The organism is Acinetobacter lwoffii (assembly GCF_022967985.1).
In the GTDB taxonomy this organism is placed as follows: Bacteria; Pseudomonadota; Gammaproteobacteria; order Pseudomonadales; family Moraxellaceae; genus Acinetobacter.
The window spans coordinates 1-22,586 of sequence record NZ_JALJVC010000021.1; the positions used below are offsets into that span (position 1 = coordinate 1).

At 42.4% G+C, this 22,586-nt stretch carries 18 protein-coding genes, 1 tRNA gene and 2 pseudogenes; 7 read left to right on the forward strand and 14 right to left on the reverse strand.

Features of this window, described 5'->3' with window-relative positions:
• Positions 1 to 147 precede the first annotated feature (147 nt).
• Both MWG72_RS12140 and MWG72_RS12145 read left to right on the forward strand, forming a co-directional pair.
• Positions 148 to 294: pseudogene (locus tag MWG72_RS12140) on the forward strand (IS5/IS1182 family transposase); the annotation flags it as partial.
• A 174-nt stretch (positions 295 to 468) separates the two neighbouring features.
• Complete coding sequence (locus tag MWG72_RS12145; protein WP_247144144.1) at positions 469 to 1,452, forward strand: potassium channel family protein; 984 nt, start codon at positions 469 to 471, stop codon at positions 1,450 to 1,452.
• 114 nt (positions 1,453 to 1,566) lie between these two features.
• Here MWG72_RS12145 and MWG72_RS12150 read toward each other — a convergent pair whose 3' ends face one another.
• From MWG72_RS12150 to arsC, 6 genes are all read right to left on the reverse strand, one after another.
• Positions 1,567 to 2,628 carry an ArsO family NAD(P)H-dependent flavin-containing monooxygenase gene (locus tag MWG72_RS12150; RefSeq protein ID WP_247144145.1) on the reverse strand — a complete coding sequence of 354 codons (1,062 nt, stop codon included), beginning with the start codon at positions 2,626 to 2,628 and terminating at the stop codon, positions 1,567 to 1,569.
• Positions 2,629 to 2,769: 141 nt separating this feature from the next.
• Positions 2,770 to 3,474 carry an arsenical resistance protein ArsH gene (gene arsH / locus MWG72_RS12155; RefSeq protein ID WP_247144146.1) on the reverse strand — a complete coding sequence of 235 codons (705 nt, stop codon included), beginning with the start codon at positions 3,472 to 3,474 and terminating at the stop codon, positions 2,770 to 2,772.
• 4 nt (positions 3,475 to 3,478) lie between these two features.
• Complete coding sequence (gene arsB / locus MWG72_RS12160) at positions 3,479 to 4,519, reverse strand: ACR3 family arsenite efflux transporter (RefSeq protein WP_004280164.1); 1,041 nt, start codon at positions 4,517 to 4,519, stop codon at positions 3,479 to 3,481.
• A gap of 5 nt (positions 4,520 to 4,524) precedes the next feature.
• Positions 4,525 to 4,998, reverse strand: coding sequence for an arsenate reductase ArsC (locus tag MWG72_RS12165; RefSeq protein ID WP_004280165.1), 474 nt, complete (start codon positions 4,996 to 4,998; stop codon positions 4,525 to 4,527).
• A gap of 6 nt (positions 4,999 to 5,004) precedes the next feature.
• Positions 5,005 to 5,325 (reverse strand): metalloregulator ArsR/SmtB family transcription factor, encoded by a 321-nt coding sequence (locus MWG72_RS12170; protein WP_004646559.1) that lies wholly within the window; start codon positions 5,323 to 5,325, stop codon positions 5,005 to 5,007.
• 208 nt (positions 5,326 to 5,533) lie between these two features.
• Positions 5,534 to 5,968, reverse strand: a complete 435-nt coding sequence (gene arsC, locus MWG72_RS12175) for an arsenate reductase (glutaredoxin) (RefSeq protein ID WP_004280168.1) — start codon at positions 5,966 to 5,968, stop codon at positions 5,534 to 5,536.
• A 490-nt stretch (positions 5,969 to 6,458) separates the two neighbouring features.
• On the opposite strand from arsC, the gene MWG72_RS12185 reads away from it, so the two are divergent.
• Together MWG72_RS12185 and MWG72_RS12190 are read left to right on the forward strand one after the other, a co-directional pair.
• Positions 6,459 to 6,749: a hypothetical protein gene (locus MWG72_RS12185; RefSeq protein WP_004280169.1), complete on the forward strand. Its 291-nt coding sequence runs from the start codon at positions 6,459 to 6,461 to the stop codon at positions 6,747 to 6,749.
• A gap of 859 nt (positions 6,750 to 7,608) precedes the next feature.
• Positions 7,609 to 8,554, forward strand: a pseudogene (locus MWG72_RS12190) (sensor domain-containing diguanylate cyclase).
• Between the two features lie 630 nt (positions 8,555 to 9,184).
• Here MWG72_RS12190 and MWG72_RS12195 read toward each other — a convergent pair.
• The 8 genes from MWG72_RS12195 to efp form a co-directional block, all read right to left on the reverse strand.
• Positions 9,185 to 9,451, reverse strand: a complete 267-nt coding sequence (locus MWG72_RS12195; protein ID WP_247144147.1) for a hypothetical protein — start codon at positions 9,449 to 9,451, stop codon at positions 9,185 to 9,187.
• 226 nt (positions 9,452 to 9,677) lie between these two features.
• A tRNA-Val gene (locus MWG72_RS12200) sits at positions 9,678 to 9,754 on the reverse strand.
• Positions 9,755 to 9,801: 47 nt separating this feature from the next.
• Entirely contained in the window at positions 9,802 to 11,796 is a 1,995-nt protein-coding gene (locus MWG72_RS12205) for a transglutaminase TgpA family protein (RefSeq protein WP_247144148.1), read from the reverse strand.
• A gap of 13 nt (positions 11,797 to 11,809) precedes the next feature.
• Entirely contained in the window at positions 11,810 to 12,715 is a 906-nt protein-coding gene (locus MWG72_RS12210; RefSeq protein WP_184412589.1) for a DUF58 domain-containing protein, read from the reverse strand.
• A gap of 12 nt (positions 12,716 to 12,727) precedes the next feature.
• On the reverse strand, positions 12,728 to 13,690 hold the full coding sequence (locus tag MWG72_RS12215; protein WP_420908508.1) for an AAA family ATPase: 963 nt from the start codon (positions 13,688 to 13,690) through the stop codon (positions 12,728 to 12,730).
• 431 nt (positions 13,691 to 14,121) lie between these two features.
• Positions 14,122 to 14,427 carry a YbdD/YjiX family protein gene (locus MWG72_RS12220; protein WP_171054308.1) on the reverse strand — a complete coding sequence of 102 codons (306 nt, stop codon included), beginning with the start codon at positions 14,425 to 14,427 and terminating at the stop codon, positions 14,122 to 14,124.
• A gap of 7 nt (positions 14,428 to 14,434) precedes the next feature.
• On the reverse strand, positions 14,435 to 16,534 hold the full coding sequence (locus MWG72_RS12225; protein ID WP_247144150.1) for a carbon starvation CstA family protein: 2,100 nt from the start codon (positions 16,532 to 16,534) through the stop codon (positions 14,435 to 14,437).
• A gap of 171 nt (positions 16,535 to 16,705) precedes the next feature.
• Positions 16,706 to 17,275, reverse strand: a complete 570-nt coding sequence (gene efp, locus MWG72_RS12230) for an elongation factor P (RefSeq protein WP_004279747.1) — start codon at positions 17,273 to 17,275, stop codon at positions 16,706 to 16,708.
• Positions 17,276 to 17,657: 382 nt separating this feature from the next.
• Here efp and epmB point away from each other — a divergent pair, with 382 nt between their 5' ends.
• The 3 genes from epmB to MWG72_RS12245 are packed head-to-tail and all read left to right on the forward strand — an operon-like array spanning position 17,658 to position 22,582.
• Complete coding sequence (gene epmB / locus MWG72_RS12235) at positions 17,658 to 18,680, forward strand: EF-P beta-lysylation protein EpmB (RefSeq protein ID WP_005246791.1); 1,023 nt, start codon at positions 17,658 to 17,660, stop codon at positions 18,678 to 18,680.
• A gap of 9 nt (positions 18,681 to 18,689) precedes the next feature.
• Entirely contained in the window at positions 18,690 to 20,435 is a 1,746-nt protein-coding gene (locus MWG72_RS12240) for a GTPase (protein WP_247144151.1), read from the forward strand.
• Positions 20,417 to 22,582: an EAL domain-containing protein gene (locus tag MWG72_RS12245; RefSeq protein WP_247144152.1), complete on the forward strand. Its 2,166-nt coding sequence runs from the start codon at positions 20,417 to 20,419 to the stop codon at positions 22,580 to 22,582. The genes MWG72_RS12240 and MWG72_RS12245 overlap by 19 nt, the downstream gene beginning before the upstream one ends.
• Positions 22,583 to 22,586: the final 4 nt, after the last annotated feature.

The window sequence follows — 22,586 nt, forward strand, 5'->3', positions numbered from 1 at the left end:
GTTTTAATTTTTAGCATAGAAACAGGTATAAAAATAATAAGACACCTCTATGAAAACAAAAACGCCAGAGGTAAAAGATCACTTGATACAACTGGGACTTATCATCAATTAGCTTAAGAAAATCTAATCTGTCCTCATTATTTTTTCATGACTAAACGCTATGCATTAAGAGACGAGCAGTGGGAACAGATTAAGGATCTGTTACCCAGACGAGCAAGTACTATTTGAGTAACTGCCAAAGACAACAGACTATTTGTTGAAGCAGTATTGTATCGGTATCGTTCAAGTATTCTGTAGCGAGATTTACAAGAACGCTTTGGGGATTTTAGAGTCGTGCACACTCGCTTTAGCCCTAAAAATCCAGGATAATCATCACCCCACAGTTCTGATTAATTTTTTAAAAATTTCCTTTCGATGGCCGGGCTTACGCTAAACTCAAAGCATCTTATCGCACCGTAATGCACTGTTATGGAATTCAAGGCCTGGTATCAGCTTCGCAGATTTATTTATGACAATTTGCATAATGAAGAACACGAAAGCATCTTAAGTCGCGTCATCAATATATTTCTGATTATATTGATTATTGGGAATACTGCTGCCGTTTTACTTGAATCGATCAATGATCTCTATCAATCCTATCAGCTGCTGTTTGATGCCTTTGAATTATTCTCGATCTTTATTTTTACCCTAGAATATTTATTAAGATTTTGGTCCATTGCGGAAAAAGACCCCTTTGAAGGTGCAGGGAAAAACCGATGGTTATGGATCCGTAGTGGCGGTGCCATCATTGACCTGTTGGCGATTCTCCCGGCCTATATTAACTTCTTTGTGCATCTCGATTTACGCTTCCTGCGAATCCTTCGATTATTCAGATTACTCAAATTAACCCGTTATTTCGTCTCCCTGCAGATTTTATTGCGGGTGATCAAGCGCGAAAAGGGCTCATTTCAGGCGGTTATTTTTATCCTGCTGATCATGATCATCATCGCGGCGGCTGGAGTATATGTGGTTGAAAATAAGGCTCAACCAGAAGTCTTTAGCTCCATCCCTGCATCCATGTGGTGGGCAGTGGTGACACTGACCACGGTCGGCTATGGCGATGTGACACCAATCACCCCCTTAGGCCGCTTTCTAGGGGCTTTAATTACTATTTTAGGGGTGGGTCTGGCAGCGCTTCCTGCGGGTATTCTGGCAAATGGTCTGGCCAATGAGCTGAGACAGCGCAAGCACAAACTGGAATTAAGATTTCGTGAACTGCTCGATGATGCAGAAATTGACTTAATTGAAGATCAAGAAAAAATTGAAATTTTACGTAAAGAAGTCGGACTGAGCAAAGAACAAATGCAGGATATCCTGTTAGAACTTATTCATGAGCGTAAGAAAGAACAACTCGAGCAGGAAAAAAACAAATATTTCTTCTGTCCACATTGTGGGCATAAGTTACCTGATTAAATTCGAACGTCAATGCAAGCGTATCATCACGAGCATCAGACCATCGGGTATGACGCTCGTTGCAGACAGATACTATTCACTCAATCCACTCGACTGAATCAGGATCAAATCCTCTCAGGCCAAAAATGCAGCGATGTCTTCCGCTACTGCCCGAGCTGTCCGGGAAACCCCGACCAGCGTGGCCGAAGCAGCACCGGTCCATTCTCCATAGCCCACCAGCCATAAATTTGGTACCTGAACAGAGCGGCCATTCTGAACCGCAATGGTCTGGTCCGGCTGGATAATTCCGAGGCTGCTGAGGTGATTCAGCGCCGCCTTAAATCCTGTACACCAGATCACCACATCCACATGCGCTGTGCTGCCATCTTCCCAAATCACGCCATGTTCTGTAAAAGCTGAAAATGGACGCCTGCTCTGCAAAATGCCTCGCTCACGTGCATCTTTAACTGAATCAATCATGACAATATCACCCAACCCCCCAATGGGCTGCTCAATCTTTCTACCTTCCTGCTGGGCTTTCAGGCGCTCAGTCGCCCTTAAAAACAGGACACGGCCATCGACATCATCTGCCAGAAACTGCGGCGGTGTCTGGGTGATCCAAAGCGTTTCGGCCACCTGAGATACTTCTGCCAAGATTTGTGCACCAGAGTTACCGCCACCCACCACCATGACTTTCTTGGTTTTAAATAACTCAGCATTTTTATAATCTGCGGAATGCAGTTGTACGCCCTGAAAATGCTCACGGCCGGCATACTCGGGAATAAATGGTTGGCTCCATGTCCCTGTAGCGCTTACCACCGCTTTGGCTTTCCAGGATTGTTCCCCGGCATAAACCTCTAAATACTGGCCCTTACTTTCCACGCGTTCCACACGCACCGGACGAACTACAGGCAAGTGATAGCGCTGCTCATAGGCGGTCAAATAATCGATCACCTCATTGCGGGTCGGATAGGTCTGTTCGGTCGCCGGCATCATCCAGCCTGACAGCGAACTCCAGCTATTCGGGGAGAAAAGGCGCAAGGACTCCCAGGCATGCTGCCAGGCACCTCCAGGCTGAGGCTGATCATCTAGGATGATAAACGGAATGTTCTTACGCTTTAAGAAATAAGCCGTGGACAAACCGGCCTGTCCACCACCGATGATGATCACATCAACTTCAGCTTGTAATTGAGCCAAAATATTTCCCCCCTTCTTTATTGTCATCAAATAAAAACCCAGCCTGCTTATCAGACTGGGCGTATTTCATAAAATTTTCAAGCGTTTAAATTAGCCTTCCATTGCTCAAGATACTTTCCAGTCTCTCTGATCACCTAGAATTTATAAACTACGCTGATTTACCCGTTTGGAAAGCTCTTCTGCCGATTCCTTGCGTTCCGAATAACGGTTGGTCAAATAAGCACTTTGCCCACGGGTTAGTAAAGTAAACTTATACAGTTCTTCCATCACATCGACAATCCGGTCATAGAATGCTGATGGCTTCATTCGTCCATCTTCTTCAAATTCCAGGAATGCTTTTGGAATTGAAGACTGATTTGGAATCGTGATCATCCGCATCCAACGCCCCAAAACACGCATCTGGTTCAGACTATTAAAGGACTGTGATCCCCCACTGACTTGCATCAAGGCAAGGGTTTTTCCCTGAGTGGCACGAATTGCACCCCCTGCCAGAGGAATCCAGTCAATCTGGGATTTAAAGATGGAACTCATAGAACCATGGCGTTCCGGTGAACACCACACCATACCTTCAGCCCATGCCAGAAGCTCATGCAGTTCTTTTACTTTTGGATGTTCAGTATCAGCATCTTCCGGTAAAGGTAGCCCTTTCGGATGGAAGATTTTTACTTCTGCCCCAAAATATTCAAGGATTTGACCAGCTTCAAGAACTGCAAGGCGACTGTAAGAACGTTCCCGATTAGACCCATAGAGCAGTAAAATCCGAGGAGGATGAGCTAGTTCTTTGGCTTGGACTTTTTCAAAGGTGGGTTGTTCAATAAGATTTGGATCTACGTTAGGCAGGTTCATCGGATCAAGCCTCTTTAAAATATTTCTTTCTTAGCCACAGTGAAACACTCACTAAAGCAATTAACACAGGTACTTCAACCAATGGCCCAATAATCGTGGTAAAAGCAACTGGCGAAGCGATACCAAAAGTTGCAATAGCGACTGCAAGTGATAATTCAAAATTATTTCCAGCCGCAGTAAATGAGATTGCAGCAGTTTTTGGATAATCATTGCCCATCCATTTACTCATAAAGAAGCTAATAAAGAACATGGCCACAAAGTAAATGATTAAAGGAATCGCGATGCGTAAAACTTCCAGTGGAAGACTTACGACATCACCCCCTTTTAAGCTAAACATCGCCAAAATCGTAAACAGCAAAGCCATCAAACTCAGCGGGCTGATTTTTGGAATGAACTTGTTTTGATACCATTCTACGCCTTTTTGTTTCACCAAAATTAAGCGCGTTAAGAAACCCAATAAGAACGGAATTCCAAGATAAACCAGAACAGCATGGGTAATGGTCCAGAAGCTAAGATTGATCACTTGAGCTTCAATACCAAAATATGGCGGAAGGAAGGTCAGGAATAACCAGGCATAGGTACTGAAGAATAAAATCTGGAAAATACTGTTAAACGCCACCAATGCTGCAACATATTGGTTATCACCACAGGCCAGACCATTCCACACCAGTACCATGGCGATACATCGAGCTAAACCAATCAGGATCACGCCTGTCATATACTCTGGATAGCTATGCAAAAAAATCACAGCCAACGCAAACATCAGTACCGGAGCAATCAACCAGTTTTGAATTAAAGATAGCGTCAGGGTTTTCTTATCCTTAAACACTTGCGGCAAGGTCGCATAATCCACTTTTGCCAGGGGTGGATACATCATCAGAATCAGACCAATCGCGATTGGAATATTGACTGAATTAATACTGAATTGATCCAGAGCAACCGATGCTTGAGGAAAAAAGTTTCCTATGGCGATGCCTAACGCCATGGCAATAAAAATCCAGAGCGTCAGGTTGCGATCTAAAAAGGACATGCGTTTTTCAGACATGTGACTTACTCAACATTCGAAATTTGATTAATCGCTGCAATCAATTGCGAGCGAGAAAGCTCATTTACGTTAAGTTTAAACAAAGCATCCAGGCGACGATTGATATGTTCAACAGTGCTCATAAAGGCTTTCATTTTTTCTTCTTTATCCACCTCTAAATGGGACGGATCAGACAGGCCCCAGTGCGCCTTGATCGCTCCGCCAAGATAAAGAGGACACGCTTCCTGTGCAGCCGCATCACAGACGGTAATCACCACGTCTGGCTGATACTGTTCACAAGCATCAATGCTTTTGCTGGATAAGCCTTCAGTCGACAAGCCCAGATTGTGCAGGGTTTCAAGCGTCAAGGGATGCACCTGACCGGAAGGTTTGCTGCCGGCACTGTAAGCGACCCAGCCTTCTGGCGCACGGCTATTGAACAACACTTCAGAGAGAATGCTGCGGCAACTGTTCCCCGTACATAAAAACAAAAATTTCATGAAAACTTATTCGCAATGGCTCTGAATCGATAGAGCGGAAGAATCAAATAAAACCGGAACCTCACTAGCTTTTAGCACGTCCAGAATTTCAAAACACCAGGCAGGCAATTGCTGATTAATGCTGTAGTACACCCACTGGCTTTGCCGGCGATCGTTGAGTAAACCACAAGAACGTAACAAGGCCAGATGACGTGAAATTTTCGGCTGGCTTAACTGCAGTTTATCGGTCAGATCACAGACGCATTGCTCTTTGTTTTGTGCAATTAGCAGGACAATACTGAGACGTGTTTCATCAGATAAACATTTAAAAAACTGAACGTGGTCCATAATTGCTCCCATTTTTTATGCAAATATACACATATCCATATATATGGTAAAGATGACCTGTCAAAAATGATATCCAGATCAGAATATGCCTACCAGAAAGCGCTCGCTTCAACAATTTCCCGCTTTTTCCGATATAGATCATCGTCAATGTGTTTTTCAGATAAAAAAGCTCCAATCAAGTTGAAGCTTTTTCGCATGGGGGGACACTTTATTTTACCCGATTGCCCTGTTCATCCACGATGATTTCACCGTCTTCTTTGGCAAAGGCTTTTAATTGTGGCAAACGCAGAATATCCAGTACCACTTCCGATGGACGGCATAATCGGGTTCCAAACTCGGTAACCACCAACGGGCGATTGATCAGGATCGGATGTTGCAGCATGGTATCCAGCAGTTTCTCATCGCTCCAGCCGGCATCATCCAGATTCAGCTCGGTGTAGGGATCGACATTTTTACGGAGCACTTCACGAACCGTCAAACCGGCATCCCGAATCATGTTGACCAGCTGATCTTTCGAGGGTGGCGTAAGCAGATATTCGATCACTTCCGGCTCAATTCCCGCATTGCGAATTAACGCCAGCGTATTGCGTGAGGTGCCACAGGCCGGGTTATGATAAATTTGGACTTTTGGCATTTGATTCATGAGCTTCCCTCTTATCAATGAATCATAGTTTTATATATGAATATACGCATATTCGCAATATAAAATATATGTGCTTTATGAATAAAATCTGAGATGAGGACTCTAAAACCATTGGAAACAGTTTCAAAATGAGGCTGTCTTATGTCTAGGATACTGGGAGCAGTCCAGTTGATCCGGATGCTTATTACGGAGACATGCAATCTGATGACATTATTATGGTTCGTTACGGTGATGATGCTACTTTCAAAAATTAGTTATTGAGACAAATGGAAAAAGATATTTTCAGGCTCTAAGTCCAGAGTTCAAGCCAAATATTATTGAGTTAAACAACCAATGTATATTTGTAGGTCAGGTAGTTAACTGTATACGCTATGTTTATCGAGCGAGAACAAGATTTAGAAAGAATTAACAAAAGCCAATATATTCAGCGTTGTCTAAATTGATAAAATCGCCGTTTTCTACAGAAAATTTAAGATTGTTAAGGATTGAAGTGAATATTCAAAATGATTTACCAGAACTAAGTAATTACAGTGAGTTAAGCAGTAAAGAGCAATTAACTATCCATCAAATGCTTATTTCGTACGTACGCTCAGATCACCTCTATAATATTATCTTGACCCATAATGTTGAACCTTACGACTTAGTTAAACTTGTAAGTATTAGTTTTGAGAATAGAGATGCTGCTATCTGGGTTCATTTTGAAACTATTACAGCTGAGAGACTGACAATGCCTCTCGATTTTATTTCAAGAATAGAAGTATGTAATTACGAAGTTTTTTAAGACTAGAATCGAGTCCCCCTAGCGTGGGGATTTATGTTAAATAAGATCTAAGACAAAATAGAAATACTCTTGGTAACATACATAAGAAGCCAGCAGCTTTTGCAGCTATATAATTCTTGACCTTTTTATGGGAAATATGTGGTCTAAAAATTATCCCTGTAAAACATCATATAAATCCTATAATTATTAGAAACGATGACATGATTTTAATCTCTTATTTTTCTAAGTTCATATTAAACAATCCGATATTTACGAGTTCTCTTTTATAAGATTCTCTATATAATTCAAAGTTAAATAACAATAAACTTTATATTTTTTCTTATATGTGAAGCTTATCCCAAAAAATTTAAAGGAAACTATATACCAGCTCTTATAAGATTGTCCCCCCCAATGCGTACAATGAAGATAAACTGTTGAATGATTTGGATAAATCACTAAATTAATATAAATATTATTATAATATAAAGGGTTAGACACTTTTCCTTTCGACTTTACAATTTCCTTTCGTTGTTAATAATTAAGATACATTTAAAATGCTTCTTTAGAACTATAATTTTGAAAATTTTTTGGTAGCTTCGATTCATTATGACTTTTTATATATTTCTAATACTTATGAATATCGCAGCTATAATGGCAGTGATTGCATTTTTTCATAAGTAATAAGAAAATTACATCTTGGTATTTCTAACCGCAGGCTAATTTTAAATTTCATTATAAAAATAAATTTCTTTAAGTATTATTTTTAGTATAAATTTCACACATTTCTATATAATACCTATTTTAGGCTCCCGTTTATAAGAATTACTCATATATTGAGTATTTCGCATATATATTCTTACTGTTGCAGTAGGTTCACTTCATGAATAATATTAACTTTAATAACTTTGAAGAAGCTGGCCAAGTCATTTTTAAAATTCTTATCTCAACGCTTTGGCTTCAAATTGTGGATGATTACTGGTACTGAGGGTGACGACTGGATTGTATTATTGAGTGAAGATAATGGCTATAACGTTAAGCCCGGACAAGTATTTCATTGGGCAGACTCATTCTGCTCACACATGGTACAAAGTAATATGCCTCGTATTGCTCCCTATTCACCTGATATTCAAGTTTACGCAGATGCACCTATAAATCACCTAGTCTCAATTAAAGCCTATATCGGCCAACCTCTGTATAAAGAAGATGGCTCTCTTTTTGGCACTCTATGTGCAATTGATCCCGAACCTCAACCTAAAATTCTTGTTGAAGATGCTCCATTATTCGAGTTGATAGCAAAGGTACTCAGTTATACGATTCAAGCTGATATGAAAGCTGCTGAGTACATACGTAAAGCTGAGCGTTTTGAAATAGAAGCAATGTCCGACCCAATGACTGGACTTTTCAACCGTCGTGCTTGGGATGAGCTTATTATCAAAGAGGAAGAGCGCTGTAAGCGTTATGGTCACCCTACTGCTATTCTTATGATAGACCTTAATGATCTTAAGATCACAAATGATACTCTGGGTCATGCTGCAGGTGATGAGCTCATTCAAAGAATGGCTTTAGCTCTCAAAAACACGGTACGTAGTAATGATATTATCGCTCGCTTAGGAGGTGATGAGTTTGCTGTGATGACCATTGAAACTAACTTAGAGCATGCGAAGAAGCTTGCATCAAGAATTCAAAATACTTTTACAAAAGTTGGAATTAGTGCTGCAATTGGCTTTGCAATGCGTAATCCAACCTTTGGGTTAGCTGAAGCTATCAAAGAAGCAGATGCAAAGATGTATCAGAATAAAGTTATGGTCAAATCGAGTAGCCATTAATTAAACTACTTACCCGATGCAGTCTTTGTATCTGGTAAGGCCTTATCTACAATCTGAAGATGTACTATTGAAATAATTCAATATAACCGAAAACCCTAGAGATTTTTTTGAAATAAAAACTATTATTTTTCATATCATTAAGATCTTTAATCCGTTTTAATTCTGCACTTAGTCCTATCAAAATTGCGACTTTTCCAACAAAAATCCTGCAGTTTATTCCCAGGTTTTTGATCAAACGGTTAGGACCAACAATTTACTTTTATCATGAAGACTGATTATAAAAATAATAAAAGTCCATGCCAAAAAACCTTAAGTTCGCCAGCGAGCGCCGTAGTGACCAACGTAAAAAAGTCATACAAGCCGAAATGCTGCAGGCCCAAACATTTATACAGATCTATCTGCTCTTACCTTTCTTCTTTAAGGCATATCAGCATCAGCAACATCTTACGATGCGCAAACCCTAGAAGATGTCATCTAGCATGAAGCAAGCGCTGTGCGTGATAAAAAATTGACTGAACCTACACTACAAATCTGCCTGTGGCTGATCAGCCTATTCCAGCCGAGTACAACGCAAGTGCAGCACTTCAATCAATTTATTAATTTGCGGCACTTTGAGCTGAAATATTTAAGCTAAATGTCATGAATAGACATATCTGCCAGTGCACCAAACTTTTCATCAAACGGCGCTAATTGTTCTTTGACGTATTTGGATCCGCGAAGTTTACGGCCATGCTCATCATAGTATTTATGAAAAAGTGTTTTGAAGGGATAGTACTGTTTTATGCTCAAGTCTTTCGCCATCTGATTGACCTTCGCTTCAAGCATCTTTTGAGCTACCCCTTGCTCACATTCTTTTGCGGTATCACGAGTTGCAGAAGAACGTTTTCCATTGATCATTAGTTCAATGTAGTAGGCCTAACCGCGCTTTCTGGGCTTGGGTAATTTCATGACGTAATTTCCAAAATTCTTGACGTAAACTTGACGTAAATTTAACGGCAATAACTGCATAAAATACGGGTTTTGCAGATAGTGCGGATAACGGCTCACTTTACTCAAGGCATTAAAAAAGGGCTTTAAGCTACTGTTTTCGCTTAAAACCCTTATAACATAACGTTTAGAATCTTGGTAGGTATAAGCAGACTCGAACTGCTGACCTCTACGATGTCAACGTAGCGCTCTAACCAACTGAGCTATACACCTAGAATGCTTGGCATATTATAAATTTTTCCGACCGAAAACAAGCCTTTTCATTTAGTTTTTAAAACGTCCGCGCAAGTTTTAAGCAAATCCTTGAATTTTTTCAATTCTTGTTCAGTTATTGGGGTTCCCGAATAAAGATTTTTTTCAAAAACCTGTATAGCTTGAATAAAGGCAGTCTGGTTTTCAATCTGAACCTGTTGAGATAAACGCTGCATCCAGTGATGAAAAGTTTCTGCAGGCTGTTTTTTGAGATGATCAGTTAGAGATTGATTCAGCTGTTGAATCGCACGATCAAATGGAGATTGCGCCTGTCGGGCTTTTAGATAAATTCTGAAGATATAGGCCAAAATCAATAGTGCAATACTGCCCAGTAAAATTATGACACTCGAATAAACTGAACCGAGTCCTAATTTTGATAACCAGCTCTGTTGTGATTCTGCATTATAACCCACCACCTTACTTTGCCATTGGTAGCTGGCATAATCGCTCCAAACGCGTAGTTTGGTGATCCATAGATTATGCTGCGAGTTCCAGGTCGACTGATTTGCCGATACCCATGCATCCTGAGAAAGCAGATTTTGCATACCATCATCTATACGCTGTGGAGTGATCATTGCGGTTGGATCAAAGCGTTGCCATTTCTGGTCAATCCAGACTTCTGTCCAGGCGTGCGCATCGAGCTGCCGGACTTCCCAGCTCATGCGATCTGGTGCCAACTCCCCCCCCTGATAGCCGGTGACCACCCGTGCAGGAATCCCGACATAACGCATCAACATCACGAAACTCGAGGCATAGTGTTCACAAAAGCCTTGCCGGGAATTAAACAGGAACTCATCAATCCGGTTTTGTCCTAATTGGCCCGGCTTTAAGGTATAAACAAAATTATTCTGCTGATACCAGTTCAAGACTTTCTGTACATAACGCCGAGGATCTTCCGCACTTTGCGTATAGAGACGTTGTGCTAATTGTTGCGCTCGCGGGTCAAGTCGGCGCTGCACCTGAGTATTCGTTCGCTCGATATATTGCGTTGGCAAAGCCTGAGGGTCATATCCCGTTCCGATCCATTGTAACGAAATCGGTTCAACACGTTGCGTGAGCCGTCTCGGCACAATGCTCCAATCCTGACGGTTATAATAACGGCGTTCCACAGGTATCGATTTTTCCAACCCCATGATCCAGAACACCGAAGGATCCGCAGCCAGATATTGGTAGTTCCAGCCTGTAGGTACGGGTGAAGTATCCATCGGTTGTCGCATTAAAGGCTGCTGATTGACGAAACTGCTGGTCCAGCGTTGCCCATCATATTCATCTAGCACCAAGGCTCGCCAATAGAGTTCTGAGCGTGGCGGAAGCTTGCTGATATCACCAATAATCCGGAAAGCAAGGGCACTGGATTGGGATAATTCAGCAATATCCCCAGGTGACATACTATCGCCAATGCCGGTCACACCCTTATTTTCAGGAATGGGAATATGCCAAAGTGGTGGCAAGCGCGGAAAGAAAATAAACAGCAAGATAAAAAATGGAACAGCGTACAAGATAAACTTGCCCACATGTTTGGCATCCTGTTGCAATGCTGCGCGCTGAGTGATCTGCTCCTGCTCAAAATCGCTAGTCTGAATCCGGTACAAACCAATCAGACAGCTGATTAAACACAGCACGATCACAATCGCCATCCCAAAAGATTGGCTATATAGGAATGAGCTGGCAGCAACAAACAGGGCAAAATTAAACAGAATAATCAGGTCACGTTTATTTTTACTTTCCAGTGATTTAGCAAATAAAAAAGTAGATAAAACTGCTACCCCAGCCTCAACACCAATAAAACTATGATGGCTCAAATAAATATTGCCGAGTGCCAAAGCCGTCAGTAGAAAAGTGCCCGTTTTGGGAAATGGCTGCTGACGTTTCAGGAAAATCCAGATACATACAATACTAATCGCAAAAATAATACTGAGTAGAACCGGAATAAATGCCATCTGGGCGATGAGAATCAGGCCCAAAGTCAGCACAATCGAGGTACGGATTTTTGCATTGATCATGAATTTACCCGCCTTAGGCCTGCGCCAACAATTGTTTGGCTTTCCGCAGTTGTTCTTCACCTGCGCCCTGAGGCAATTCGGCCTGTGGCAAATACAGACTATACGCACATTGCTGCTGCTCGCACTGCTCGACCAGACCCATCACAAATTCAAGTTTTTCTTCATGTGACTGGCTCGGCATATGTGCATAATGAATCTCGATACTGTGCTCATCCTGATATTGCTCAAAGACTTTGACATACAAGCCTTGCCCACGCGCAAACTGCTTCCAGGACACCGCCTGCAAGGAATCACCTGACTGGTAATTGCGTAATTCACGGAACTCATCCATATCCGGTTCAAAACGGTTAAAGTGATATTTATTTTCTGTGCTAAAAACTTCAGCTTTAGGCGCGACCCAGGCCGAATGCTGATGATAAAGATAGGTCCAGGCTCGAACTAACCCAAAGGGATAAACCGAATAAATCTGAATCACCGGATAATCAAACTTGCCACGTTGCTCTGCATAAAATGGCAGAATAAATTGCTGTTTTTGTGCATTCAGATAAACTTTCGCTAGCTGATTCCCTGCTTTGATATACAAATAGCGGGGGCGAAGCTGCTGCTGTTGAAAATAAAGATGCAGATTCACGCTATGACCGACCTGCCCCACATCATCTGCGATCAATTCAATTTTCAGGTCATGCAATTGCTTAAAAGTCAGATAAAAACTGATACACAGCACCGCACTGATTAAAAAGCAGAAACCTAAAATCAGGTTATTGGCATAGTTCACCCCGGCCACAAAGGTGATGAAGATCAACACCAGATACAGATAGCCCTGCTGATAAATAAATACCAAGACATCTTTCTGCGAGAGCTGTTTCTGCTGTGAGAATTGAAAGCGCTTGGCCAGCCATTTTTGCCAGGTTTTATCCAAGAGAGGACTCCTTTAGCTGACCGCAACCTGTTGCATCACATTAAACGTTTCAGCTTCACTTAACCCCAGACGATGCGAAGTCACCGCGACAAATACAGCCTGCACATCATCTGGTGTGACAAAAGCACGTTGCTGAATCAAAGCATACGCTTGTGCTGCGCGCTTCAAGGCCAGAAGGCCACGCGTAGAAAGTCCATGACGGCTTTTACGGGTTTCTTCTGACAGATCAAGCAAATATTCCTGAATCGCTTCACTGATAAATATCTGATGCGTCAGACTTTGCAGATCCAGAATTTCATCTTCGGTAAAAATATGCGCCAGACTTGCAATCAGGGCAAAACGGGATTCCTGCTGTAATAACAGTTTTTCTGCATGGCGTGATGGATACCCCAAAGATAAACGCATCAGGAAACGGTCTAGCTGGGATTCCGGCAAAGCGTAAGTACCACTTTGGAATAGCGGGTTTTGTGTCGCAATCACCCAGAAAGGTTTCGGTAAGGCATAGCGTACGCCATCAATGGTGGCATAGCCCTCTTCCATGGCCTCGAGTAAGGCGCTCTGGGTTTTGGGACTACAACGGTTAATTTCATCTGCCAGTAAAATCTGGGTAAAAATTGAGCCTTGTTTAAACTCGAACTGATGTTCTTTCTGGTTAAACATATTAATGCCGATGACATCACTGGCCAGCATGTCATTGGTAAATTGAATCCGCTGGAACTTTAACCCAGCCAGATGTGCCAGACTGCTGGCTAATGTGGTTTTACCCAGCCCGGGTAAATCTTCAAATAAGACATGTCCGCCTGCAATCAGACAACAGAGTGCCAGTGTGGTCTGGGCCTGCTTATCCAACACAATGGCATTAACTTCTTCAAAAAAACGCTGGATCTTGGGTGCATAACTTGCAATCTTTTGTTCAAGCACTGTATCGATGTGTGCAATGTCGTTATTTTCCTTTTGTTTCATGCCCCAGATCACAATAAATTCCTTAATAAAACATGGCCTAAGATTAACATACACTGAAATTTAAATTTTCCCAAAAGATCAATCATCTGTCTGTGTAACTGGATAAAAATATTCGCTAGAAAATGACGAGGATTTAAATACTAGAAGAGTAGAAATGATCAGGTTGAAAAGAATTAAAAAGCGCAGACAACAAATAAAATGATCAGCACAAATAGAGATCATTTTTCTTTTCGCTCCAATGTCAAAATATCGACATACGCTTATTTATCTATTTGAAAAGAATCATACTTAAAAGGTATAGAGACTTAAGTGATTCCCTGGATTTTTATAAAAATTTTCTCAGCTAGCTCAATAAATGACATCAGATTTAACGCGATCGTCTATTCCTCATATTAATTTTTAATGATAAAAAAAGCGCCCCGAAAGGCGCTATGACTTAAGGATTAACACGGACACTTCTTCATATCACCGCCCGCAGATGGATAACGGGAATCCACACAGTGACGATAAAATGTTTTCGGGTCCATGGCTTCCAGATCGGGATGATGCTTGCGCATATGCTCCACATAGGTCTGGTAATCAGGTACACCGACCATCAGACGGAAACTTTGCTGCAAACGTTGCCACAAGGTCGCAATCCGCGACCAGTTTTTCGGATTCAGGATTAAATCCTTTTGTGACATTACGGTCATCTTGATGATTTTATAAATCATCGTTTTCCCGCTTTTGGCAAACTTCAGATTCATAATATTCCCCTTAATGACCTTTCGCTGGCTGAATCTCTTCAGGATCGCGATAAATCGCTTCTGCTTCATGTACAGATGGCTCAGGATTTGCCAATGCACGACGAATCACGCGAATTGCAGCAAACAACATGACAAAGGCTACAATCATAAAGAAAGCACAGAGCGCAGCATTAATCTGGTTCGACATCGCTACCGTCTGCATTTCTGCCACAGTTTTCGCTGGTGCCAGGATTTCATTATTGGCAATCGCCGTGTTGAAACGATCAGCCTGCGCAAGGAAACCAATCTTTGGATTTTCGTGGAAAATCTTCTGCCAGCCTGCTGTCATAGAAGTAATGAACAGGAACACTGTCGGGATAATCGTGACCCAGACATATTTCTGCTTCTTCATCTTGAACAAAATAACCGTACCAAGAATCAATGCCATTGCAGCCAGAATCTGGTTACCAATACCAAACAGCGGCCATAAACTGTTAATCCCGCCGAGTGGATCGACTACGCCCTGATAGACGAAGAAGCCCCAGCCTGCCACTGCAACCGCAGTACCCAACAGGTTTCCGAAGAAGTTATGCGACTGTTTCACCGCTGGAATTACGATACCGACAGTATCCTGTACCATGAAACGACAGGCACGCGTACCCGCATCTACAGCAGTCAGGATGAATAATGCTTCAAACAGAATCGCAAAGTGATACCAGAACGCCATCATTTCACGACTATTAAAGATTTCCGTGATGATATGTGCCATACCGATTGCAAAGGTAGGCGCACCACCAGTACGTGACAGAATCGAGTTTTCACCGACTTCCTGTGCCAGCAAAGTCAAGGCTTCAGGCGTTACCACAAAACCAAGGGTTCGCACTGCTTCTGCTGCGCTTTCTGCGGTAGTACCGAGCAAGGCTGCTGGTGAGTTAATAGCAAAGTAAATTCCTGGATCCAGAATTGCAGCACAGATCAAGGCCATGATCGCCACAAAAGATTCCATCAACATACCGCCATAACCGATCACCCGGATATCGCGTTCGTTATTGACCAGTTTCGGTGTCGTCCCCGAAGATACCAAGGCATGGAAACCGGAAATCGCACCACAGGCAATAGTAATAAACAGGAATGGGAACATAGAACCTGCGAATACAGGACCAGTACCATCCACAAATTTGGTAATCGCTGGCAGTTTCATTTCAGGCATGGCAAACAGGATACCCACGGCCAAACCTGCAATCACGCCAATTTTCAGGAAGGTCGACAGATAATCACGTGGTGCAAGCAATAGCCAGACTGGCAGTACCGATGCAATGAAACCATAAATGATCAGTGCCCAAGTCAGCTCAGTGCCAGAAAGCGTAAAGAACGGACCCCAATATGGATGTTGTGCGATGTTTTCACCGTAGATAATGCCCAGCATCATCAACACAAAACCGATAATCGAGACCTCAGCAATTTTACCCGGTCGGATAAAACGCATATAGATGCCCATAAAGATCGCAATCGGAATGGTGGCTGCAATACTGAACACACCCCAAGGGCTGTTAGTTAATGCTTTCACCACTACTAGTGCCAATACCGCAAGAATAATGATCATCACGCCCAAGGCACCGAGCATCACCACAATACCGGCAAAAGTACCCAGTTCCTGTTTTGCCATTTCACCGAGTGAACGACCGTCACGCCGGGTGGAAATAAACAGTACCAGGAAGTCTTGTACCGCACCTGCTAGTACCACACCGACCAGTAGCCAAATCGTCCCGGGTAAATAGCCCATTTGTGCTGCCAAGATCGGACCGACTAAAGGACCTGCACCGGCAATCGCTGCAAAGTGATGGCCAAACAGAACGCTTTTGTTGGTCGGCACATAGTCCAGACCATCGGCCAGACGATGCGCAGGCGTTAAACGGCGTTCATTCAGCTCAAATACTTTGGTGGCGATAAACAAACTGTAGAAACGGTAAGCAATGCTATAGACACAGGCGGCGGCAAGTACCAGCCAGACTGCATTGACATGCTCACCCCGACTCAGTGCTAGAACTCCAAAAGAGACTGCACCCACAATGGCTACAAAAAGCCAAATCATTTTCGAAGTCAGCGTCGACTTCTTTTGTAAAGTTTCCATTCAATCCCTCATATTGTGATGCATACAAATCAGCGTGATTGTTGTTGTTCGAGGTACTGCTGTTTTCCCTTGCGACTTTACGCCTGTTCTTTTGCTTTTCCTCTAAGACTTTGGCATAAAAAAAGGGATGATTTAAATCATCCCTCTCGATAATAGTCTATTTTCAAACCATTATGCACGTTCTAAATAGTCACCAGTACGGGTATCTACACGAACGCTTTCTTCTTGCTGTACGAATAATGGAACACGTACTACAGCACCTGTTTCAAGTTTCGCTGGCTTACCGCCACCGCCAGAAGTATCACCACGAACACCTGGATCAGTTTCAACGATTTTAAGTACGACGAAGTTCGGTGGAGTCACGTTTAAAGGCACGCCATTGAACAACATGATGGTACATTTTTCATTTGAATCGTCTTTTAACCATTTTGCAGCATCGCTCATCGCTGTTTTATCAGCTGCGATCTGTTCAAAAGTAACAGGATCCATGAAGTTCCACATTTCACCATCGTTGTACAAGTATTCCATTTCTACTTCAACGATATCAGCCGCTTCTAGGTTCTCGCCTGATTTGAAAGTTTTTTCCAGAACTTTACCTGATTTAAGGTTACGTAATTTTACGCGGTTAAAAGCTTGGCCTTTACCTGGTTTTACGTATTCGTTTTCCATGATTGAACATGGGTTGCCATCAAGCATAACCTTAAGGCCTGACTTGAAATCATTCGTAGAATAATAGGCCATGACTGGCGCACTCCAAACTTACTAACTTTAATCTATTGATGCTATGGGCTGTTGCGATGTCATTTAGCAAGTCTGACACGAACATTGAGTTGCCACATGCACATTCATTTGATGTTGCGTATTCTAAATGAGCAATACACTTTGCCGCAATGAAAAAATCCGCTTTCACCCACTCAGGCTGTTTAAGTTACAATCAGACATGAAAATCCTTTGTTTATTCATGTCTTGCTCAACGTTAAAATAGCATCAGGCGAGCACGAAGATCAGCATAGCTTAATCACTCTTTATTTTATAGCGCAGTGGATTATTGCGCTTGCGCACAAACTGTTAAACTGCGCCCATCAGGCTTTGTCCTCTCACTTATTATTGTTAATCTTCCGGCATGACGAACTATCTATATCAAGAACAAAACTGGCAATCACAACTCAGCGACCTGATCACTGATCCACGTGAACTGCTTGAAGTGCTGCAACTCGCACCAGAACAGCTTCTCTCAGGCGCCATCTTGGCTTCCAAGCAGTTTAAATTACGCGTACCGCGTGCTTTTGTCGGCAAAATGCAGGCCGGAAATCCTTTAGATCCGCTTCTTTTACAAGTGCTGCCCCATCATCTGGAACTGGAAGAACATCCAGGATTTGTTACCGACCCCTTGGGCGAAGAACAGGCCAATCAGCAACCCGGCGTACTGCATAAATATAAATCCCGTTTCTTACTGACCCTGACTGGTGCCTGTGCCGTGCATTGCCGTTATTGTTTCCGCCGACATTTTCCCTATCAGGAAAATCTGCCTAAAAACGAAGACTGGATAAATATCAAGCAATATCTGGAAAGCCAGCCCGATATTAATGAAGTAATTCTGAGCGGCGGTGATCCACTGACCTTATCGAACCGAAAATTAAAAACCTGGATTGAACGACTAGAATCAGTACCACATCTCAAATTCTTAAGAATACATTCACGAGTTCCTATTGTGATCCCCAACCGAGTCGACGAAGAGCTACTTAGCATGTTAAAAAACAGTAGGCTACGTATTATTCTGGTGGTACACTCAAACCATGCATCGGAGCTGGATGACTTCACTTGCAAGCGTTTAAACCAACTGGTTCAACAGCAGATCACCGTTCTGAATCAGGCAGTTTTATTAAACGGGGTGAATAATTCTGCTCAGGTTTTAGTAGATTTAAGCTATCGCTTGTTTGATGCCGGGGTCATGCCTTATTATTTACATGTACTTGATAAAGTAAAAGGTGCGCATCATTTTGATTTAGCGCCTGACCATATTAATGAGATTTATACAGAAGTTTTAGCGAACCTGCCGGGGTATTTGGTTCCTAAACTGGTTCGAGAAATAGCGGGCGAGAAGAATAAGACACCGCTTTTTGGGGTTTCAACATTTTTGAGTTAAATAATAAAGATGAGCACGCATACTTCAGACATTTTTCAGACACCGACGGAACTTAAACGAGAGCAGTTGAGCTTTTGCCCAACCACTGCCAAGGCTTTGCAGGAATGGGTTGCGGGGATTTCAATTCTACAGCTGGGGAATTCATCCAAATCCCTGTTTAATGCCTTATTGGAAGTTTCCGAGCTGAAATGTCCAGAAACCCTGCGCTTTGACCTGATTCAGGTCTTGCATCCCACCCTTGAAAATGTCCTGACCAGTCTGGAAAAGCATTTCGTCAATCAGGGCCTGATCACTTCCGACCGGAATGACCAGATTATTGAGCTGGCTATGCTGCTGCGCAGTCATTTTGCCAAAATTTATATCGATATCGTCAAACGCTGTAATCATCAGCTGACCCATCAGAAGTTTTCGCTATTTTCTCTAGGCAAAAAGAAGAGCATTCAAACTGCCCGGATGGTATCGATTTATTATGCACTACAGCAACTCACCCTTCTGTTATATCAACAGCATATGCTATATAGCACGCCAGGTCTGGGACAATGGCTAGCTGCCCATCAACTGCTTGAATGTGCCATAGACAACAATTTCTATCAAAGTAATATCAATCAGGTATTAGGCACCCAGCATGAAATCCAAAATATTGCACATGCCTATGCACAGCTGATTTTACTGGATATCTTCAATACTCATCAGATCCGGCCTGCAGAAATTCAGGGCCTGTATCTATGCAGTTTTGACTGGGCCAAACTGGTACAGATCCTGCCGAAGGAAACCACGCTGTCCCGTTATGTAGTCGATGCCAGCAAAGATCATCCGCCGATCTTTAATACCCATCAAGAGCCACAGTTTCAGCCGAGCTTCTATATTTCTACCCAGAACCTGATGGATCATTTAACGGGGACTCAAAGCAAAAATGCCCAGTATCTGTCTCGGAATGAAAAACTGTTCCTGACCCCTGCATTGCATTTTCATATCTACAATCTGCTCTCAAACAATGTCGAGCGTCGTCATGAACGTTATGAATATTCAGCCCAGATCAATATCTGCTTTGGCTTGAGTGTGGCGCATTTTTACCTATCTAAAGGTAAAAACTTCAACGAAACCCTGGAACTCGAGGCCAATTATAATTTCCAGAGCGAAAGCAGTTTTGTCAGCTCGATGGAAAACTCCATTCCAAGTAGTTTTAGCAGCATCAAGGCGCTCGATCGAGAAACCAAACAGATCCATAGCGCTGAAGTTCTGGATATCAGTGTCAATGGTTACCGGATTAAATGGACTGGTATTACCCCGGCTAACCTGAAAACCGGTGAATTCATTCTGGTTCAGGAAAAAACCCAGAGTCAGTGGCGTGGCGGTGTGATTCGCTGGATCAAGCAGTCAACGGATAAGAGCCTAGAAATCGGGCTGGAAATTTTGGCACAAGAGCTCTTTCCTTGTGCAGCTTATACCCGTACCGAACGTCATCATGTCAACTATCAGCCTGCCCTGTTGGTGAAAATGACGCAACTGGATCAGGTCTCGACCAGCCTGATTGTCTCTGGTTCACAGATGTTTAGGGAAAAACAAACCATTCATTTACGTCTCGGTCAGGAAGAAATCAAAATCTATCTGACCAAAGCACAACTGATTACGCAGAGTTTCATCCGTTTTGATTATGAATTACTCAATGATCAGGAAGAAGAGATGATCGAAAACTTTATCGATCAGCACATGAATGAAAGCAGAAATCATGATTTATGGGAAGCATTGAAGTGAGAAATCCATTATTGTCTAAAAAGTTAAAACGTACTGAAACACGTTTACTGATTATTGATGATAATCAAATTAGATATAACCAAATCCGTGATCTGCTGACCAGTCATGATTATCAGGTGGATGCTGTCCTGCTGGATGATCTGCAATCTTTTGAAAAACAATTAAATTTCAACTGGGATCTGATTATTTTTGGACGTGCCTACGACCTGAAATATGAACAGGCCTTAAGTTTGGTGCGCCTTTCGCAGCAACCTAATCTGCCGATGATTTTGCTTAAACCGGATGATTACCAGGCTGAACAATATGCGCAATATATCCGTAAAGGGGTATATGACATTCTCAATTTTGACTACCTGGAACGCTTTTATGTGGGACTGGTCCGAGCATTGTCATTTAGCCGTTTGTCACAGTCTCAGCAACATTTAATGACTGAGCTGGAAACAGCACAAATTCAGGCACAATCTTTAGTAGACGACAGCAACCGTGCTGTTGCCACCATTCAGGAAGGGATTCATATTCAGGCCAATGCGGACTACCTGAAACTGTTTGGCTTGCAAAATGAAGATGAGATTATTGGCCTACCGCTTCTGGATCTGCTCCAGCCTTCAGATTTGAATGATTTTAAAACGCGTTTCAAAAAGATTTCTCAGGGTCAATTTGATTTAGGTCGGGTCGAGATCCAGTCTCTGAATCCGCATGTGTCCGCATCTAATCCATTAAAACTGGAATTCTTGCCTTCAACGGCTGAAGAAGATGCGGTACAAATTAGTATTGATACTCAATCTCAAACGGTTTTTTCCGAGAAAACTCCTGGAAAACCAAGTGTTTTTCAGTCACTTAAACGTGAACTGAACAAGCAGTCTGCACCGGTGAATGCCTTAGTCACTTTCTCTTTAAGTGCATATGACGCGGAAGTTCTACAATCTGACTGGGCCACTTTTAATGGGTACTTTGATGCAGTCAAAGAATTCCTCAAGGAACAGACCCATATTCCCCTGTTTAAACTGGAATATGATGTCGTTGTCGGTCTGTTTCAGGCAGACTCTAAAGCAATTCTTGAATCCAAACTGATCAGTTTAAATGCCTTAAGCAAACCGCAACTCATTACAGTGGGACCAAAGTCATTCCCTCTAAATTTGCGCTTGGGCTATGTCATGCTTGAACAGGGTTTGCAAGATGAAATGCAATGCAATACGCTGATTGGACAAGCATTCTCGACATCTTTACCTCAAGCAGAAGCTGTACCTGAATTTAAACTTGATATTCCTGCGTCACTGAGCAGTCCGGTTGCGGTAGAAATGCCAAGTATAGATTTCAGTGTTGCTGAAACACCAGTTGCCAGCCCAACATTGGCAGCCGTCAGTCCAGCAGTCACGTCTATTCCTAGCGCTACACCTTCTATTTTGAAAGCCTTAAGTGAATGTCTGGAACGTGGCGAGATCCATTTAAAATATCAACAACTCTATGATAAAGAAGATACGCGTTTATATACCTATGAAGTGACCAGTGGCTTTATTTTTGAGAATAAATGGCAGGATATTTCTAGCCTTTTAGAACTTCATGAAGATGATGAACTGTCCATTAAACTGGATCGCTGGATTCTGGTTGAAGCCAGTAAACAGCTACACAACTTTATTACCCAGTATCCTGATGCAAGCTTAATTGTCAATTTGAACCGTGCCGTACTATTTAAAGACCGCACCTTCCCGGAATTTATTTCCAAGCTGATTACGATTATTCGCAGTAAAGTGAAGCATCCGCTAATCTTGCAATTCTCAGAAGAAGATATTTTACTGAATCAACAAGATGCACAAAAATATCTACGCGTGCTGTATGAACATGGCGCACTGATTGCACTGCGTGATTTTGGTCAATCCATGTACAGTCAAAATTTACTGCGCGAACTTGAACTGGATGGTGTCAGCTTACATTCAAACTTAACCAATATGCTCAATAAAGATACCGAGATTGAGCAACTACAGGAAAAAATTACCAGCTATAATGAAATCAAGCCACTCAATATCCTGATTCGTGAATTAAATGATATGACACTGTTCGCGAATGCCTGGAACGTGGATGCCCGCTTTATTCAGGGGAATTATTTCCAGAAAAAACTTGATCATTTGATTGATGTACAAGATCACTAAGATC